This is a genomic window from Rhizobium sp. CB3090, from assembly GCF_029714285.1.
GTDB lineage: Bacteria > Pseudomonadota > Alphaproteobacteria > Rhizobiales > Rhizobiaceae > Rhizobium.
This window is the reverse complement of record NZ_CP121663.1, coordinates 617843-635606: the sequence shown is the minus strand read 5'-3', so window position 1 is coordinate 635606 and position 17764 is coordinate 617843. Positions and strand designations below refer to the sequence as shown.

The window sequence follows — 17764 nt, the reverse complement described above, 5'->3', positions numbered from 1 at the left end:
GGAACCGATCGATGCGGAAAAAAATCCTGGTGGTCCTCAAGGGCTATCCCCGTCTGTCCGAGACCTTCATCGCGCAGGAGTTGCTTGGCCTGGAAAGGGCCGGCTTCGACCTGACGCTGATTTCGATGCGCAAGCCGACGGACAAGAAGCGCCATCCCGTCCATGACGAGATCAAGGCGCGGGTCGTCTACCTGCCGGAATATCTGCACGACGAGCCGTTGCGCGTGCTGCGCGCCTTCCTGGCCGGGATGAGGAAGCCCGGCTTCAAACCGTTGCTGCGGCAATTCTGGGCCGATCTCAAGCGCGACATTACGCCGAACCGCGTTCGACGCTTCGGCCAGGCGCTGGTGCTGGCGCATGAATGGCCCGACAACGGCGAATGGCTGCACGCGCACTTTATTCATACGCCGGCCTCGGTGACGGCCTATGCCAGCATCATGGCCGGCATTCCCTGGACCTGTTCGGCGCACGCCAAGGATATCTGGACCTCGCCGGATTGGGAGCTTTCGGAAAAGCTTGAGCGCGCGCGCTGGACGGTGACGTGCACTCGTAGCGGCTTCGAGCACATGCAAAATCTGACGGCGGTGCCCGAGAATGTGCACCTCAGCTATCACGGCCTCGACCTCGCACGTTTCGCGCCCTTCACGGGCCATCATTCCGATCGTGACGGCGCGCGGGCATCGGAGCCCGCCGTCCTTCTCAGCGTCGGGCGTGCAGTGGAGAAGAAGGGTTACGACGTGCTGCTGAGGGCATTGGCGCTGCTGCCCGCCGATCTCCATTGGCGCTTTACTCATATCGGCGGCGGCGATGGGCTGGCGAAGCTGAAGGCGCTCGCCGAGACGCTCGGCATTGCCGACCGCATCACCTGGAAAGGCGCGATGGCTCAGGAGGATGTGCTGGCGCATTACCGTCAAGCGGATCTCTTCGCCCTTGCCTGCCGTGTGGCGGCAGATGGGGATCGCGACGGTCTGCCGAATGTGCTGGTCGAGGCTTCCAGCCAGCGCCTCGCCTGCCTCTCCACCAATATTTCCGGCGTGCCGGAGCTGCTGATCGATGGCGCTAACGGTTTTGTCGTGCCGCCGGAAGATCCAAAGGCGCTGGCAGCGGCAATGGAACGGGCGATCCGCAACCCGGCGCTGCGCCACCGGCTTGGCGACGCCGCCGAGAAACGGGTGCGTGAGCATTTCGACCATCATTCCAGCATTTGGCAATTGACGCGGCTGTTCGAGGAACAGTGGCAAAAAGAAGAGCAATGGCGCAAATCCGCATGACGGCCCTCCGTAGTTCATCCTCCTCTGCTTCGTCTCCACGTGTTTTTTTCTATGTTCAGCACTTGCTCGGCATCGGCCATATCGCCCGTGCCAGCCGTATCGCCAGCGCCTTGGCGAAAGACGGCTGCGAGGTGACGGTCGTCACCGGCGGCGTGCCGATAAACGGCTTTCCAGGTCCGGATGTCACCTCCGTCACCCTACCGCCGGTCGTCGCGAGCAGCGCCGGTTTTTCGGGGCTTGCCCATCAGTCGGGAAACGCCGTCGGCGAGGAATTTCTGGCCGCGCGCCGCGACCGGTTGCTGGCCGCTTTCCGAACTGCCGCGCCTGATATCGTTATCATCGAGGCATTTCCTTTCGGCCGCCGTCAAATGCGCTTCGAACTCCTGCCGCTGCTCGATGCCGTCGCCGGGGCCAACCCGAAGCCGAAGCTCTACACCTCGGTGCGCGATATCCTGCAGCAGCAGAAGAAGCCGGGGCGCGACGAAGAGACTGTGGCGCTGCTGCGGGATCATTTCGACGGCGTTCTCGTCCATGGCGATCCCAATTTCGTTCGGCTGGAGGAGACATTTCCGCTCACCTCGGCCATTTCCGACAAGATCACCTATACAGGTCTGGTTGCGCCGCCGCTGCCGCCCGCACCGGCAGAGATCTTCGACATCGTGGTTTCTGCCGGCGGCGGTGCCGTCGGGCGTGATCTAATCCGCGCCTCGCTGGAGGCGGCAAGCCGGGTGGCGCTCGACCGCCGCTGGCTGTTGGTCACCGGGCCGAACTTGCCGGAGCAGGATTTCGCCCCTTTGGCAAAGGATGCCCCCGGCAATGTCGATCTCGTCCGCTTTCGCAAGGACTTCCCCTCCTTGCTGAGAGGGGCGGAATTGTCGATCTCGCAGGCGGGCTATAACACTGTCGGCGATCTCCTCGTCACCGGCTGTCGCTCCATCCTGGTTCCGTTCACGGCCGGCGGCGAGACGGAGCAGTCGGTGCGTGCCGAGCGGCTGGAAAAGCTGGGGCTGGCATTGGCCTTGCCGGAAGCGGGCTTGACGACGGATCAGCTCGCCGACGCGGTGGAGATGGCGCTGTCGCGGCCGAAGCCGTCGAACCCCGGTATCGATCTCACGGGCGCCGAGCGAACCTCGGCGATCATTCGCGAGATGCGACGGTGACTGCCATGCGTCTGTCATAACAGCTTATCGTTTTGCCCTCCTCGTTTTCTGCAATCTTGTGATATAAATCGAAAATTCAATGAATCGGGAGGCACCTGGGCGAACGACCGGGCAACGTTCCGTTTTCAAAATGGGGCCGCGCATCCACGATGAACTCCTTACGCACCTCTGCAACATCGACGCCCACACCGGCGGCGAAGACTGTTGAATTTGGAAGCATGCAATAAGCGATGGAAAAAAGTCTAGCGCGTTACATCTGGTCGAATACCCGGCTGGAGCAAATCTGGATCCTGACGATCGTCGCCGCTTCGATGATCCCCTACTTTCTGTCCTTCGACTTGCCGAAGCAGATCGTCAACGGACCAATCCAGGGTAAGGGTTTCGAACATCCGGGCCAAACCCAAACCTTCATGCATATCGCTTTCGACGTGCCCGTGCTTGGGCACTTCGAAGTATATCAAGGCGTGCAACTCACTCGTTTCTGGATGTTGATTGCACTCAGCCTGGTGTTCCTGGCGCTTGTCGTCCTCAACGGCCTCTTCAAGTTTTACATCAACACCTACAAGGGCCGGCTGGGCGAGCGCATGCTGCGCCGCATCCGCTTCGAACTGATCGACCGCGTGCTGCGTTTCCCGCCAGCTCATTTCAAACGAGTGAAGCCGGCTGAAATCGCCACCATGATCAAGGACGAGGTGGAGCCCATGGGCGGCTTTACCGGCGACGCGTATGTAACGCCGGCGCTGCTCGGCGGCCAGGCGATCACCGCACTCGTCTTCATCATCATGCAGAACTTCTGGCTGGGCATGATCGCCGCCGCCATCGTCGCGGTGCAGGCGATTGTCATCCCGCGCATGCGCAAGCGACTGCTGGAACTCGGGCGCCAACGGCAGCTCACGGCGCGCGAATTGTCCGGTCGTGTCGGCGAAATCGTCGAAGGCATCGGCACGATCCATGTCAACGATACCACCAATCTGGAGCGCGCCGATATCGCCCATCGCCTCGGGTTGATCTTCTCGATCCGTTACGATCTCTATCAGTGGAAGTTCCTGGTGAAATTCATCAACAACTTCCTCGCTCAGGTCACACCTTTCCTGTTCTATTCGATCGGCGGCTTCTTTGCGCTGCAGGGCAGGCTCGATATCGGCCAGCTCGTAGCTGTCATCAACGCTTACAAGGATTTGCCGGGGCCGCTGAAGGAACTCATCGACTGGGATCAATCGCGCCAGGACGTGCAGGTCAAATACAATCAGGTGGTCGAGCAGTTCAGCGTGGACGGCCTGATCGAACCGAAGATCCAGCTTGTCTCGCCAGCGCCGGCCGGCCGCATCACCCACCCGCTGGTCGCAACCAATCTCACGGTGATCGACGACAGCGGTGCCCGTGTGCTGGATCACGTCTCGGTCGAGATCCATCCCGGCGAAACGGTAGCGATCGTCGGTGACAGCGGCGCCGGTGGCGAATATCTCGCCGAGGCGTTGGGCCGGCTGGTCTGGCCGGATACCGGCCGCATCACCGTCGACGGCCACGACCTGTTGGAACTGCCGGAATCGCTGACAGGGCGGCGCATCGCCTATGCCTCGTCGGATACATTCTTCTTCCACGGCACATTGCGCAGCAATCTTCTCTATGGCTTGAAACATGCACCGCTGACCGCGAAGGATTACGACGACGAAGCGGCCAACGAGATCAAATGGCGGATGATAGAGGCGCGCCGCGCCGGCAATCCGGAGTTGGATATCAGCAGCGACTGGGTTGATTATGCCGCCGCCGGCGCCACCGGCCCGCACGATATCTATACGGTCATCCGCCCTGTTCTCGATGCCGTGGCCATGTCTCAGGATATTCTCGATATGGCGCTCCGCTCCAATGTCGACACGGCCGCGCATGAGGATCTGACCTCACGCATCGTCGAGCTGCGCCAGGCGTTGCGTCTCAGACTGCAGGAGGAGAATATCGAGGGGCTTGTCGTGCCTTTCGAATTCGACACCTATAATCCGCAGGCGACCGTCGGCGAAAACCTGTTGTTCGGCACGCTGAAGCGGCCGCTGATGACCAACCGCAAGCTCGCAGCCCATCCCTATTTCCAGAAGCTGTTCACGGAGACCGGCCTCGATACCGATCTCTACGATATGGGCCTGGAGATCGCCGAGAACGCCGTCGAACTCTTCACCGATCTGCCACCGGATCATCCCTTCTTCCAGCAGCTCACCTTCATGACGGCGGAGGATATCCCGACTTATGAAACGTTGCTGCAGAAGCTGAACGGCAAAGGCTTCGGCGCCGCGACGCCGGACGAGCGAGTGGCTATCATCCGCCTCAGCTTCTCCTATATCGAACCGCGTCACCGCTTCGGTCTCCTGACGCAGACGCTGATGGACAAAATCGTCAGGGCACGCGCCAAGTTCCACGAAAACATCCCTGCCGATCTGTCTCGCGTGATCGAGCGCTACGACCCCGAACGCTTCACTGCTTCAGCGACATTGATGGACAACATGCTGTTCGGCCGTATCGCGCACCAGCAGGCCGACGCGCCCGAGCGCATTCGCTCCATCATGTACGATGTCTTCGAACGGCTGGGCATGCAGGATAGCGTGTTGTCGATCGGCCTTGATTTTGACGTCGGTTCCGGCGGCAAGCGGCTGACCAATGTGCAGCGGCAAAAACTCAATCTTGGCCGCGCCTTGTTGAAGCGGGCGGATTACCTTATCTGCAATCGCCCACTGCCGGCGCTCGACCATCGCGTCCAGGACCAGATCGCCCGTGCGATCCTGACGGGGATCGACAGAAGCGAAAATGCGCCTGCCGTCATTTGGGTTCTATCCAATCCGGGTTTTGCGGAGTTGTTCGAACGCGTCCTGGTTTTCGATCGCGGCAGCCTGGTTGAAAGCGGCACAACCACCGATCTTTTGGAGAAAAACGGTATGTTCAAAGAACTGTTATCGTAATATCCTATTGCAGCGGTGGTATCTGGGGCCCGACACTGGGGGTTTGAAGCTCATGCTTCTGAAAGACGAAGTTGAAATGCTGAAGCGGGTGCCGATTTTTTCGCGCATCGCACCCGCAAAGTTGAAGCTTTTGGCATTCACGTCGGATCGCGTCAGCTACAATGCCGGTCAAGTTCTGTTTCATCAGGGCGACCAGGGCGATGCCGCTTACGTTGTTCTTTCCGGAACTGCTGATATTCTTGTCGATAGCCCGGCTGGAGAAATCAAGGTCGCCGAAGTCGACATCAACTCCATCGTCGGCGAAATCGCCATTCTCTGCGACGTATCACGCACCGCCACCGTCAAGGCCACGTCTCGGTTGGAGGCACTGAAGATCAGCAAGGAGCATTTCCTGAAACTGCTCAGCGATTTTCCCGAAATGGCCGTCGAAATCATGCGCGTCCTCGCCGACCGCCTCAATCACACCACCTCCGAACTCACCGCCGCCCGCAGCCGCCAGAACCAACAGCAGTCAGTATCGACGCATTGAGGTCGAGATATTGGTGCCCGCGCCTTTGAGTAGCGGGCAAGGCCCGAGGTGTCGTGGCCGATATTCTAGGCGCTGATGAAGAAACTTCCGATCAGCAGCGCAATTCCGGCCCAGCGGGTAGGCGTCCGCGATGGAGGGGACAATGTATGGCAACATTATACATGTTGATGGGACTGCCAGGGGCGGGGAAGACAACAATTGGCAAACGCCTTGAACGGGAATGCCCTGCATTGCTGCTGTCTCCAGACGTATGGATGGCGCGAGTTGTTGGGGACGGCTACGACGCCGACAGACGACGTGCGGTACAGCAATTGCAGTTGGAGTTGGCCGATAAGGTTCTTCGTCTGGGGCGCGACGTAGTCTTGGAATTTGGATTCTTCCGTCGAGTAGAGCGAGACGTTGCACGAACGCTGGCGTCAAACGCAGGCGCCGAGGCTCAACTAATCTTCCTAGATCCCCCTTTTGAGGAGCTGGTTAAGCGTGTCGAAGCGCGTAACCGGGACTTGCCGGCCGATACATTTTCTATAACGCAGGAGCACCTCGAATTGTGTGCCACCTGGCTTGAGAGGCCGCTACCCGAAGAGGAGGCTTCCGTATATCGGTAGCGCTACAGCAGGGCGTGAGATCATCGGAAATGCAGCGCGATTGCTTGCAACTACCCTTGGCTCTTGAAAAGCCACGAATACGGCCTGCCTGTTTATCGTTTCAGTAGCTATTAAGATTTGGAATTGGCATTTTCTGGATGTGTCGAATATGGCGAACTCAATTCCGAAATATGCGCGGCCCGAATATGAGCGCCGATTTCTCGTCAACGAAGTTCCAGACCTTTCCGGTGTGGCATTTCGGTTGATCGAGGACCTATATCTCGATGGGACAAGTCTGCGCTTACGGAAGATCATTCATGATGACGAACGGGATACTCTATACAAGCTTTGCAAGAAATACCCCGGCGAGGGCACCCCTTCCCTCGCCATAGTCAATATCTACCTGACACCGCAGGAGTATGATCTATTCTCCACACTGAGCGGCAAAGGCATTCGGAAGAGACGATACAACATCGCTTCCTCCGCGCTCTGTATCGATATCTTCGAGGATCATCTTGCCGGCTTGGTTTTATGCGAGATCGAGGCGGAGTCGGCCACCTCGCTTGAAGCGTACGTGCTTCCGCAGTGGATTGGGCGCGCCGTTTCAGACGATCCGTTTTTCGCTGGCGGCAATCTTGCGTCTATCGACGCTGCGCAATTGGCGAAGAAGTTATCATCTTAGCAGCCTGAATGCTTTGCGAAGGACAATCGCCAAGCAACTATTGGCGATTGCCAGTTTAGTGTTCCACCATCAGCGCTCTAAATCAGCCCACGCCCTGCCAAATTGCGCATCAAATGCGACGTTCCGAACGTCCACGGTGGGCATTCCGTCGACAACAGCACCCGGTTTTTCAATGCGCCGAGCTTGTCGTTGGAAATGGTGACGATATCGCCGACCTTATGGGTGAAGCCCTGGCCGGGTGTGTCGCGGTCTTCGACTGGCGCAAAGAGCGTGCCCATGAAGAGCACGAAGCCGTCCGGGTATTGGTGATGGCGGCCGATGGTCTGGGAGACGAGATCGAGAGGATCGCGGCTGATTTCCTTCATCGATGAGCGGCCGTGCAGCACATAGCCGTCTTCCCCCTCGACCTTGAGGTCGAGATCGGCGTTGCGCACGTCGTCGAGCGTATAGGTCTCGTCAAACAGGCGGATGAAAGGGCCGATCGAACAGGAGGCGTTGTTGTCCTTCGCCTTGCCGAGCAGCAGCGCCGAGCGTCCCTCGACATCGCGCAGATTGACGTCATTGCCAAGCGTCGCACCCTTTACGCGGCCCTGGCTATCGACCGCCAGCACGATTTCAGGCTCGGGATTGTTCCACTTCGAGATCGGGTGCAGGCCGACATCGGCGCCCGTGCCCACGGAGGACATGACCTGCGACTTGGAGAAAACCTCGGCATCCGGGCCGATCCCGACTTCGAGATATTGCGACCAGACGCCTTCTTCGATCAGTGCCGCCTTGACCTTGGCAGCTTCCGGCGAGCCGGCCTTCAGGTTACGCAGGCTGTCGCCGATGAGGGCCGTGACCTTGCTTCGGATCGCTTCCGCAAGATCCGGATTGCCGGCCGCACGCTCCTCGATGACGCGTTCCAGCATCGACCGGGCGAAAGTGACGCCGCAGGCCTTGATCGCCTGCAGATCGATGGGGGCAAGGAGATGGACGGCCGAAATATCGGCTTTGGCGGCGAGCAGATCGTCGGTCTTGGCGACGGCTTCGCCTTTTTGTGCGCGGACAAAGCCGACCGGATCGTCTTTCTCCAGGAGGTCACGCATGGTCGGCGCGTCCTTCGACGTGATGTCGTAAAGCGCGCCGTCGCGGACGACGACAAGGGCGGGCCCCTTCATCTCCGGCCGCCAGATGCGGCCAACGAAGGTTCCCGTGCTGAAAATATCTGAACTCGCCATGTATTTGATCTCTCCCCAGCTTCGTCTCGTTTTTAGCGCAGGCGGAAAGGCTTTGCCATCTCAGATCGGCTCAAAGGATAGCAGGGTTTGGATTTTCACCTTCTCCATCACGGCAAAAAGGTAGGGCCTCGCAGCGATACTGCGAGGCCCATCCGGCCGCAAAACCGGGAGAGAGGGTTTCAAGCGGCCTGAACCTTGCGGTCGCTGCGCGCCCATTCCGGCAGCCATGTGCCATGGGCGGCCAGCAGTTCGTCGACCAGCGACCAGATCTGGTCGAGATCAAGTTCGGCGGCGGTATGCGGATCCATCATCGCCGCATGGTAGATGTGCTCGCGGTTCTCGGTCATCAACGCCTGTACCGTCAGTTCCTGTACGTTGATGTTGGTGCGGATCAGCGCGGTCAATTGCGGCGGCAGGTCACCGATGAAGGTCGGCTGGATGCCGGAGGCGTCGACCAGGCAGGGAACCTCCGCGGCGCAATTATAGGGCAGCGAAGTGATGCAGCCATTGTTGCGGACATTGCCGTAGATGACCGAAGGTTCGCCGGTCCAGATCGAATTGATGATCGAGGAAGCATATTCCTTCGATTGGGTCACTTCGATCTTGTCGGCGCTGCGATATTCATCGGCCTGGCTCTTCCAGCGCGCGATCTGCTCGATGCAGCGCTTCGGATATTCATCGAGCGGAATACCGAATTTCTCAATTAGGTCCTCGCGGCCTTCCTTGATGAAATAGGGCGTGTATTCGGCAAAATGCTCCGAGCTTTCGGTGACGAAATAGCCGAGCCGGGTCAGCATCTCGTAGCGAACCTTGTTCGGGCAGCGCGGGTTCCAGCCGGGCTTCGGCGCCCGCCCCTCGCGATAGGCCCGTACGAGATCGGGATAGAGATCGCGATAGGATCCGTCCGCCTGGCGATGCTCGAATTTCAGGTAGAAGGCCATGTGGTTGATACCGGCCGAGCGGTAGCGGATTTCCTCGTAGGGAATATCGAGATCCTTCGCCAGCTCCATCGCCGTGCCCTGCACGGAATGGCAAAGGCCGACCTGCTTGATCGTCGGAAATTTCTCGGCAATCGCCCATGTGTTGATCGCCATGGGGTTGACGTACTGCAGCATGACCGCTTCTGGGCAGACGGCAAGCATGTCCTCGCAGATCTTCCAGAGATGCGGCACAGTTCTGAGCCCGCGCATGATGCCGCCGACTCCGAGCGTGTCGGCGATCGTCTGGCGCAGACCGTATTTCTTCGGCACTTCGAAATCGGTGACCGTGCAGGGCTCGTAGCCGCCGATCTGGAAGGCGACGACGACGAAATCGGCGCCGTCCAGAGCCTGGCGCTGATCGGTAAAGGTCTCTACAGTTGCCGATGCGCCCAGTGTCGAAGCCAGTTTGCGGGCAACGATGGCGCTTTCTTCCAGCCGCTGAGGATTGAGATCCATCAGCGCTATTTTCGCACCCGTCAGTGCCGGACGCTGCAAAACGTCGCCGATGATGTTCTTCATGAAAACCGTCGAACCGGCGCCAATGAAGGTGATCTTGGGATTGCCTGCCATGTAGAAGTCTCCTGAATGCTTATGAGGCTACCTCGAACGCCGCCTTAACCAGGCGTTCGGTGTAAGCGGTCTTGGGATGGGAAAGAACGTCGTCGACCGGCCCCTCTTCCATGATCTTGCCATGCTGCATGACGATGACGCGGTGGCAAAGGGCGCGGACGACCTTGAGGTCGTGGGAGATGAAAAGATAACTCAGGCCCCGTTCGTCCTGCAGCTTGCGCAGGAGATCGATGATCTGTGCCTGGACGGAGAGATCGAGCGCCGATGTCGGTTCGTCGAGCAGGATGAATTCCGGTTCGAGCGCGATGGCCCGCGCAATGGCGATGCGCTGGCGCTGGCCGCCGGAGAATTCGTGCGGAAAGCGTGACAGGATATTCGAGGGCATGCCCGCGCTGACCAGTGCTTCCTTTACCCGCTCCAGCCGCTCCGCCTTGTTGGCGCCGATATTGTTGACCACCAGCCCTTCGGCGATGATCTGGCCGATCGGCATGCGCGGATTGAGCGAGGAGAAGGGGTCCTGAAAAACGATCTGCATGCGCGAGCGCAGGGGCCGCATCTCGGCCCGCGAACGGCCATGGATTGCCTGCCGGTCGAAGTAGATTTCGCCGCTCTCGGCATCGATCAGCCGCAGCAGCGCCTGGCCGAAGGTGGTCTTGCCGGAGCCGGATTCGCCGACGAGCCCCAATGTCTCGTGCCGGCGAAGCTCGAGGCTGAGGCCATCGACGGCGACCAGCTCGCGCATGTCCGGCTTGAGGAAGGTGCCGTGGCGCAGCATGAAGGCGACCTTGACGGATTTGCCCTCAAGAATGGTGTCGCAGTCCGGCGGCAACGGCTTTGCCTGCCCCCGCGGCTCGGAGGCGAGCAGATGCTGTGTATAGGGATGCTGCGGACGAGCGAAAAGCTCCTCCGTCGTATTGTGCTCGCGCATCTCGCCATGTTGCATGACGTAGACATAATCGGAAAACTGCCGGACCACGGTCAGGTCATGGGTGATCAGGATCACCGCCATGCCAAGCTGCTTCTGCAAATTGCGGATCAGGTTCAGGATCTGCGCCTGCACGGTCACATCGAGCGCTGTCGTGGGCTCGTCGGCGATGAGCACATCCGGGTCATTGGCGAGCGCCATGGCGATCATCACGCGCTGGCGCTGGCCGCCGGAAAGCTGGTGTGGATATTGCTTTAGCCGCGCCTCCGGATCGGGAATCTGCACCTGCTGCAGCAGCGCCAAAGCCCGCCTTTCCGCTTCGCGGCGGCCGATCTTGCGATGGACGCGGATCGCCTCGACGATCTGGCTGCCGATCGTATAGATCGGGTTCAGAGAGCTCATCGGCTCCTGGAAGATCATCGAGATACGGTCGCCACGCAGTTGCCGGCGCGCGCGTTCGGAAAATTTCAGCACATTCTTGCCGTCATAGCTGACCGTGGATTTCTCCGAGACGACGGCGCGTTTGGTAAGCAACCCCATCACCGTGCGGGCGGTCACCGATTTTCCCGAGCCGGATTCACCGACAATCGCGATGGTCTCACCCCGGTAGAGCTGGAAGGAAATGTCCTTGACGGCGTCGACGATGCCATCTTCCACCTTGAATTTGACAGCAACGTTGCGGGCGTCGATGACGGGCGGCACGGTCTTATTGGCCGCATCGAGCCTGATATCGGGGGCGAAGGGATTGACGAGTGCGAGAGCCATGGTCCGTCTCCTCTCAATAGGGATCGATGGCGTCGCGCAGACCGTCGCCGAGCGCATTGAATGCGAAGACGGTGACGAGCACGAAGGCGACGGGCGATAGGATCCAGGGATAGGAGCCGATGACCGAATAGGTGGACGTATCCTGCAGCATTAGCCCCCAAGAGATCAGTGGCGGCTTGACCGCGAAGCCAAGGAAGCCAAGGAAGGATTCGAGCAGCACGACGCTCGGAATTGCCAGCGTCACGGTGACGATGACATGGCTCATCACATTCGGAAAAATGTGCTGCAGGATGATACGTCGATCCGTCGCCCCAACCGCCATGGCGGCGCGCACATAGTCGATCCGCGCCAGGGCCAACGTCTTACCGCGCACTTCTCGCGACATCTGCGCCCAGCCGAGTGCCGACATGACGATGATGACGAAGGCGAGGAAGACGTTGGTCGGCGCCGTCACGGGGATCAATGAGGTCAGCGCCAGATAGAGCGGCAATTGCGGAAAGGCCAGCACCAGCTCGACAAAACGCTGGATCCAGGCATCCAGCGTGCCGCCGAAATAGCCCGAGACCATGCCGACGGTGGTGCCGACGATGGTGACGATGGCAACCACAGTCAGCGCGATCATCAACGAGATGCGAGAGCCGTAGATGGCGCGCGAGAGCACATCGCGGCCGAATTTGTCGGTGCCGAGGAAATGCACCGGCCGGCCATCGGTCGAGCCGAAGAGGTGGCGGTTGCCTGGGATCAGGCCAAACAGGTCATAGGGCGCGCCCTTGACGAAAAAGCCGAGCAGACGCGGATTGTTGTAGTCCGGCCCGACGATCGGCTGAAACGTGACCGGGTCAAGCTCATCGGTTTCGGCCAGCGCATAGACCCTCGGCTGGAAGACGAAATTGCCGTCCTTGTCGTGGAAGCTGATGACTTGCGGCGGCGCAAAGCCGGTATCGGTCGCCTTGGGATCGTCAGGGGCGATGAATTCGGCGAAGAGCGACATCAGCAGCAAGAGGATAACCAGGATCAGGCCGCCCATGCCTGTCCACGAGCGTTTCAGGCGACGCCAGACAAGCGCGATGTAGCTCTCATTGCCGCTTTTCGGCTTGATCTTGTTTTCATCGAGCGGCGGCGCGGATGTGCTGAAGGCGAGCATCAGTGGATCCCTCCCTGTTGACGGACGCGGGGATCGAGCAAGGCGAGCAGCATGTCGGCAATGATGTTGCCGACAATCAGCGTCGCCGACAGCACCATCATGAAGGTGGCAGTGACATAGACATCGCCGATCGCCATCGAGCCGACGATCGCCGGCCCTACGGTCGGCAGCGCAAAAATAATGGCGGTTTCGATCTCGCCGGTCAGCATGTAGGGCAACACGACACCCTGATACATGACAAGCGGATGCAAGGCGTTCGGTACCGCATGACGCATGACGACGGCGCCGCCGGAGAGGCCTTTGGCGCGGGCGGTCTCGACATATTGCGCATTCAGCGTGTCGAGCAGATTGCCGCGCATGACGCGCATATTATAGGCAAGCCCGCCGAAGGTGGCGATCGCCACGACCGGCCAGACATGCTTGACCAGATCGACGAACTTGGCCCAGGACCACGGCGCCCCACCATATTGCGGCGAATAGAAGCTGCCGATTTCCGAGACGTTGAGTTGGAAGACGAGGATATAGACGATGATCAGCGCCATCAGGAAGCGCGGCACCGTCATGCCGAGAAATGAGATGCCGGAAAGCAGGCTGTCGATCCAGCTATATTGCCTGGTAGCGGCCCATATGCCGAAGCCGATGCCGAGAACGGAAGCGAAGAGATGGCAAACAAGCGCAAGTGCCAGGGTCCGCGGCAGGCGCTCTCCGACGACGTCGGCCACGGGCTTGTTGTAGAACATGCTGTAGCCGAAATCGCCCTTGGTGACGATGCCGCCAATCCAATTGAAATATTGTATGACCAGCGGCTTATCGAGCCCGTGTTCATGACGATAGATTTGCGCCTGCTCGTCGGCCTGGGCGAAGGACGCGCCCCCCTGGTTCATCAACTGCGAGCGGATGAAGTCTGCATAATCCCCAGGCGGCGCCTGGATGATCGCAAAAGTCACCACGCTCAGAATGACGAGCACGGGTATGGCAGAGGCTATGCGCACGAGCAGGAATCGCAACATGGGACGGTTCGCTTCTCTTCTTGCCGCCGGTGGTCTGCATCCCCTGAGGATAGCACGGACCGGCTGGGTTCAGCTTTGCCCGGCTGCATCGCAATGCAGCCGGAATTTTTGGCTTGAGGCGGGCAGCCGGCCTGATGGCCGACTGCCCGGCTCCATTAGTTGATCGGACCTGCGCTGCCCGGCGCACCCGGAAGCTGCTCGGGGAACAGTTCGTATTTGCCCTGCTTGTCAGCCGCGACCCACATGCGCTCACGAATGATGGAGTCTTCAGCCCAGTTGAACATGAAGATCGGCGTACCCGGAGGAACGTTCGAGAAGCGCTTGTTGATGATAAGCGCGCCCGGATATTCCGTCAGACCGATATTGTAGAGATGCTCGGTCGAGAGTTTCTGGTACTGCTTCATCAGGGCCACACGCTCGTCGCTATTCTGCGAGGTCGTGAACTTGTTGACGACGTCGACCATCTCCTTCTCGAAGGGCATCAGGTCCAACTGGCCGCTTTCGGGCGCGCGGTGATTCCAGCTCGTGCGCGGACCGACCGGAGCGAGCTGTTCGGTGTTCTGCACCACCGAGGCCAGTTCCGTGGTGTTGCGCCGGACCATCCAGTCGAAGCGACCGCTATAATTGGCATCATCGCGCTTCGGTCCGTCGAGCGCGTTGATAATCACGCGAAGCCCGAGCTTTTCCATCTGCGCTACGACACCCTCGGCAAGGCTCTTGTCGGTCGTGTAGTCATTGTTGACCAGCAGCGTGATCTCGACATCCTTGCCGTCGGCGGTGCCCGCCGGGAAGTTGACGATGCCGTCTCCATCCGTGTCCTTGAGGCCCGCCTTGGCAAGCAGTGCCTTGGCGCCCTTCAGATCGAACGGGTAGTAGACCGTCGAATTGCGGTCGTAGAAGCTGGTGCCCGAGGACAGACCGCCGGGATAGATCGCCGTAAACGGCCCTTTTACCAGGGAGTCACCGATCGCCTTGCGATCGAGCGCCATGGTCACGGCCTTGCGGAAATCCTCGTTGCGGTTCAGCTCGCGAATGGCCTGACCGCGGGCGTCCGGGTTACCCCAGCCATTGGCGGAGAAGTTCATCTGCAGATTATAGCCGATAAGGCGCGGACCGAAGGCGAGACGCGCCGGGGCGTCCGGTTGGGCAGCGCGCTTCAGCGAAGCGACGAAGTTTTCCGGCTGCTCCAGATTGGAGAGGTCGCCGGAGCCGGCAACTGCCTGCACGTCGCGATCGGCCCAGGTCGAAAGCTTGTAGTGCAGCTCGTTGAGGTAAGGCAGTTGATTGCCCTTCTCGTCGACCTTCCAGTAATAGGGGTTGCGGCGGAGCACGATAATGTCATCGGATCGGTACTCGACCGGCACCCACGCACCCATGACCGGCATGTTCATATATTCCGGCGGGAAGGCATTCTTGAACTGGTCGTAGGTATTCTTCGAATATTTCGGATGCTGCGGCTTCAGAATATGCGACGGGCCCGGGCAGAAGTTCGGATAGGCCATCGTGTAGAGATACTGTTTCGGGAAGGCATCCTTGAAGGTCCACTCGATCGTGTAGTCGTCGATCTTCCTGAGCGTCGTGCCCTCGCCAAAAGCCTCCGGCGATGCGCCGCCGCCGAGCGGCGAGACGTTCGGATCGATGACTTCGTCTTCCCAATAGAACATGATGTCGTCGGCATTGAAGGGCACGCCATCGGACCATTTCGCGCCTTCGATGAGATGCATGGTGAGCTTGTGGCCGTCCGGCGACCATTCCCAGCCCTTGGCGAGGTTCGGCAGCGGCTCGGTATCCTTCGCCTCGACCTGGAACAGCGGCGCAGTGCGCGTCAGGCATTCGGAGAGGCCGATATCGATGCCGCCCCATCCCTGGGTCTGGCCGGCGCCGTAGTTCCAGCCTTCCGGCCGACCGCCGATGACGTGACGCAGCGTGTCGCCATAAACACCGATGCCGTCTGGCATGTTACCGGTTTTGAAAACGAGCGGTTCCTTCGGCAAGCGATCCGTGACGGGCGGCAACTTGCCGGTCTTCACGAATTTTTCCGTAACCCAGGCTGGCTCGTGATATTCCGGCAGCGCCTTGAACTCCAGGATGGAGTCGCGTGCCACATATTTGATCTTGCCTTCAGCCGGGAAGGCCGGCGGTACGGGCGGCACTGTCGGTTCGGATGCATAGGCGCTCATGGCGATCGCCGATGTGGCAATCGTCAACGCCGCAAGAATGCTTATCGGTCGAAAATGTCTCATCGTTTTCTCTCTCCCAATGTCGCGAGCGCCCCGTAGGTGCGCCGCACTCCTCCATTCAACGGCACCGGCTGGCGTGCTGGCAGGTTTCCTCCTGAAAATCCCGCCGAAGCCAACCAGTCCCGAATGCCCGGTCCTTAGCCAGCCTGCTTCATGGCTGCTTTTTCCGCTCTCAGCTCCTCGATCGAACGTACGTTACGGCTGGCCGCACCCTTCCAATCGCGGGTCTTAACATTGCTGCGCGACAGACGATCCTTCGCCCCTTCGACCGCATGTGCATATTGCGGCAGCCAGCGAGCCTCGGCCACGATCATTTCGTCGACCATCTGCCAGACCTCTTCCGGCGTCGATACGGCGCCGACCAGCGGATCGTGCAGAACCGCGAGTTTCAGCAAATCGAGATCACCGCTGACGGCGGCGTGAACGGACATGCGCTGGACGTTGATCGAGGAAATGCAGGTCGCGGCGCAGGCTTCCGGCAGCGTGACGCCAGCCACCATGTTGATGCCGAAGCGATCGACAAAGCCGGGCGATTCAATGATGGCGTCCGCAGGCAGATTGGTGATGACGCCGTTGTTCTTGACGTTGAAGTGACCGCGATAGACACGATTGGTCTCCAGCGCCTCGAGAATGTGGCTCGCATGCTCGTTCGAGCGCTTGGCCGGATCGATGGGCTTCGAGGCGCTTTCGAGGATCTGCGGGAATTCCGTCTCGAACCAGTTGCGAGTCTCGGTCGAATGGCGGAGATAGCCGCCCGTCTCGCCGTGGATCCAGTCGGACATGTCGATCCACTTGTTGATCTCGTCCGGCCGCTTGCGATACCAGGGAAGGTATTCCGAGAGATGTCCGTTGCTTTCGGTGGAATAGACGCCGAAACGCTTCAGCACGTCGATGCGCAATTTCTCCTGCTGCGAATAAACCGGATGCGCCTCGAAAGCGGCGATCAACTCGTCCTTACCGATCTTGCGGCCATTGAGGCGCAGATCGACGAACCAGGTCTGGTGATTGATGCCCGAGCAGATGTAGTCGAGCTCCGATTTGTCCTTGGCGCCGAGAACTTCGGCAATCTGCTCGGCCCCGTGCTGGACGCCATGGCAGAGACCGATCGTATCGACCTTGCCGTATTCGATCGCCGCCCAGGTGTTCATCGCCATCGGGTTGGCATAGTTCAGGAACTTCGCGCCGCTTTCAGCGACCTTGCGGATGTCCTTGCAGAAGTCGAGAATGACAGGAATGTTGCGCTGGCCGTAGAGAATGCCCCCGGCGCAAATCGTGTCGCCGACGCATTGGTCGATACCGTATTTCAAGGGAATGCGAATATCTTCGGCATAGGCTTCCAGCCCTCCGACGCGCACGCAACTGATAACGTAGCGTGCACCGTCCAGCGCCTTGCGGCGCTCCGTCGTCGCCGTCACTCGGGTCGGCAACTTGTTCGCCTCGACGATCCGATCGAGGATCGCCTTGATCATCGTGAGATTGTGCTCGCTGACATCGGTCAGCGCAAATTCGACATCCCGGAACTCCGGCACGCAGAGAATGTCGGTGAACAGTTTTTTCGTGAAGCCGACGCTGCCTGCGCCGATAATGGCGATTTTGAAACTCATGATCCTCACCTTGAAGTCGGTCGAACAATCAGCAGCGGAGAAGAGGATGGTGTTTTCATCCCATGATCGCACAGGCGGCGCGACACAGTAAAATCAACACTTTCTCCTCCTCCTGCCGGTCCTCATCGGCAGGTG

The 17764-nt window shown here is 59.7% G+C and carries 13 protein-coding genes; 6 read left to right on the top strand and 7 right to left on the bottom strand.

Annotated features, from left to right (window positions below; genetic code table 11):
• The first annotated feature begins 11 nt into the window (after positions 1-11).
• The 6 genes from QA646_RS21605 (at position 12) to QA646_RS21580 (ending at position 7171) form a co-directional block, all read left to right on the top strand.
• On the top strand, positions 12-1271 hold the full coding sequence (locus tag QA646_RS21605) for a glycosyltransferase (RefSeq protein WP_283060292.1): 1260 nt from the start codon (positions 12-14) through the stop codon (positions 1269-1271).
• Positions 1268-2431, top strand: coding sequence for a glycosyltransferase (locus QA646_RS21600; RefSeq protein WP_283060291.1), 1164 nt, complete (start codon positions 1268-1270; stop codon positions 2429-2431). The genes QA646_RS21605 and QA646_RS21600 overlap by 4 nt, the downstream gene beginning before the upstream one ends.
• Before the next feature lie 230 nt (positions 2432-2661).
• Positions 2662-5376 (top strand): ABC transporter transmembrane domain-containing protein, encoded by a 2715-nt coding sequence (locus QA646_RS21595; protein ID WP_283060290.1) that lies wholly within the window; start codon positions 2662-2664, stop codon positions 5374-5376.
• Positions 5377-5428: 52 nt separating this feature from the next.
• Positions 5429-5905 carry a cyclic nucleotide-binding domain-containing protein gene (locus QA646_RS21590; protein ID WP_104826668.1) on the top strand — a complete coding sequence of 159 codons (477 nt, stop codon included), beginning with the start codon at positions 5429-5431 and terminating at the stop codon, positions 5903-5905.
• 146 nt (positions 5906-6051) lie between these two features.
• The gene (locus QA646_RS21585; protein ID WP_349254272.1) at positions 6052-6510 is read left to right on the top strand and encodes an ATP-binding protein; all 459 of its coding nucleotides are present in this window, start codon (positions 6052-6054) and stop codon (positions 6508-6510) included.
• Between the two features lie 148 nt (positions 6511-6658).
• The gene (locus QA646_RS21580) at positions 6659-7171 is read left to right on the top strand and encodes a hypothetical protein (protein WP_283060289.1); all 513 of its coding nucleotides are present in this window, start codon (positions 6659-6661) and stop codon (positions 7169-7171) included.
• Positions 7172-7248: 77 nt separating this feature from the next.
• On the opposite strand, the gene QA646_RS21575 is transcribed toward QA646_RS21580, so the two are convergent.
• From QA646_RS21575 to QA646_RS21545, 7 genes are all read right to left on the bottom strand, one after another.
• Positions 7249-8391, bottom strand: coding sequence for a fumarylacetoacetate hydrolase family protein (locus QA646_RS21575; RefSeq protein WP_283060288.1), 1143 nt, complete (start codon positions 8389-8391; stop codon positions 7249-7251).
• A 179-nt stretch (positions 8392-8570) separates the two neighbouring features.
• Positions 8571-9941 (bottom strand): alpha-glucosidase/alpha-galactosidase, encoded by a 1371-nt coding sequence (locus QA646_RS21570; protein ID WP_283060287.1) that lies wholly within the window; start codon positions 9939-9941, stop codon positions 8571-8573.
• A 19-nt stretch (positions 9942-9960) separates the two neighbouring features.
• A complete protein-coding gene (locus QA646_RS21565; RefSeq protein ID WP_283060286.1) occupies positions 9961-11631 on the bottom strand; it encodes an ABC transporter ATP-binding protein in 1671 nt (556 codons plus the stop codon).
• Between the two features lie 13 nt (positions 11632-11644).
• Entirely contained in the window at positions 11645-12775 is a 1131-nt protein-coding gene (locus QA646_RS21560) for an ABC transporter permease (RefSeq protein ID WP_283060285.1), read from the bottom strand.
• Positions 12775-13785, bottom strand: coding sequence for an ABC transporter permease (locus tag QA646_RS21555; RefSeq protein ID WP_283060284.1), 1011 nt, complete (start codon positions 13783-13785; stop codon positions 12775-12777). Before QA646_RS21555 ends, QA646_RS21560 begins: the two co-directional genes overlap by 1 nt.
• 155 nt (positions 13786-13940) lie before the next feature.
• Positions 13941-16028, bottom strand: coding sequence for an ABC transporter substrate-binding protein (locus tag QA646_RS21550; protein WP_283060283.1), 2088 nt, complete (start codon positions 16026-16028; stop codon positions 13941-13943).
• A 134-nt stretch (positions 16029-16162) separates the two neighbouring features.
• On the bottom strand, positions 16163-17629 hold the full coding sequence (locus QA646_RS21545) for an alpha-glucosidase/alpha-galactosidase (RefSeq protein WP_283060282.1): 1467 nt from the start codon (positions 17627-17629) through the stop codon (positions 16163-16165).
• Positions 17630-17764: the final 135 nt, after the last annotated feature.

Excerpts from the sequence above, each read along its gene's own strand:
- QA646_RS21555 (WP_283060284.1), bottom strand. The coding sequence starts at position 13,785 with ATGTTGCGATTCCTGCTCGTGCGCATAGCCTCTGCCATACCCGTGCTC.
- QA646_RS21580 (WP_283060289.1), top strand. The coding sequence starts at position 6,659 with ATGGCGAACTCAATTCCGAAATATGCGCGGCCCGAATATGAGCGCCGA.
- QA646_RS21560 (WP_283060285.1), bottom strand. The coding sequence starts at position 12,775 with ATGCTCGCCTTCAGCACATCCGCGCCGCCGCTCGATGAAAACAAGATC.
- QA646_RS21545 (WP_283060282.1), bottom strand. The coding sequence starts at position 17,629 with ATGAGTTTCAAAATCGCCATTATCGGCGCAGGCAGCGTCGGCTTCACG.
- QA646_RS21585 (WP_349254272.1), top strand. The coding sequence starts at position 6,052 with ATGGCAACATTATACATGTTGATGGGACTGCCAGGGGCGGGGAAGACA.
- QA646_RS21600 (WP_283060291.1), top strand. The coding sequence starts at position 1,268 with ATGACGGCCCTCCGTAGTTCATCCTCCTCTGCTTCGTCTCCACGTGTT.
- QA646_RS21550 (WP_283060283.1), bottom strand. The coding sequence starts at position 16,028 with ATGAGACATTTTCGACCGATAAGCATTCTTGCGGCGTTGACGATTGCC.
- QA646_RS21590 (WP_104826668.1), top strand. The coding sequence starts at position 5,429 with ATGCTTCTGAAAGACGAAGTTGAAATGCTGAAGCGGGTGCCGATTTTT.
- QA646_RS21575 (WP_283060288.1), bottom strand. The coding sequence starts at position 8,391 with ATGGCGAGTTCAGATATTTTCAGCACGGGAACCTTCGTTGGCCGCATC.
- QA646_RS21565 (WP_283060286.1), bottom strand. The coding sequence starts at position 11,631 with ATGGCTCTCGCACTCGTCAATCCCTTCGCCCCCGATATCAGGCTCGAT.
- QA646_RS21595 (WP_283060290.1), top strand. The coding sequence starts at position 2,662 with ATGGAAAAAAGTCTAGCGCGTTACATCTGGTCGAATACCCGGCTGGAG.
- QA646_RS21570 (WP_283060287.1), bottom strand. The coding sequence starts at position 9,941 with ATGGCAGGCAATCCCAAGATCACCTTCATTGGCGCCGGTTCGACGGTT.
- QA646_RS21605 (WP_283060292.1), top strand. The coding sequence starts at position 12 with ATGCGGAAAAAAATCCTGGTGGTCCTCAAGGGCTATCCCCGTCTGTCC.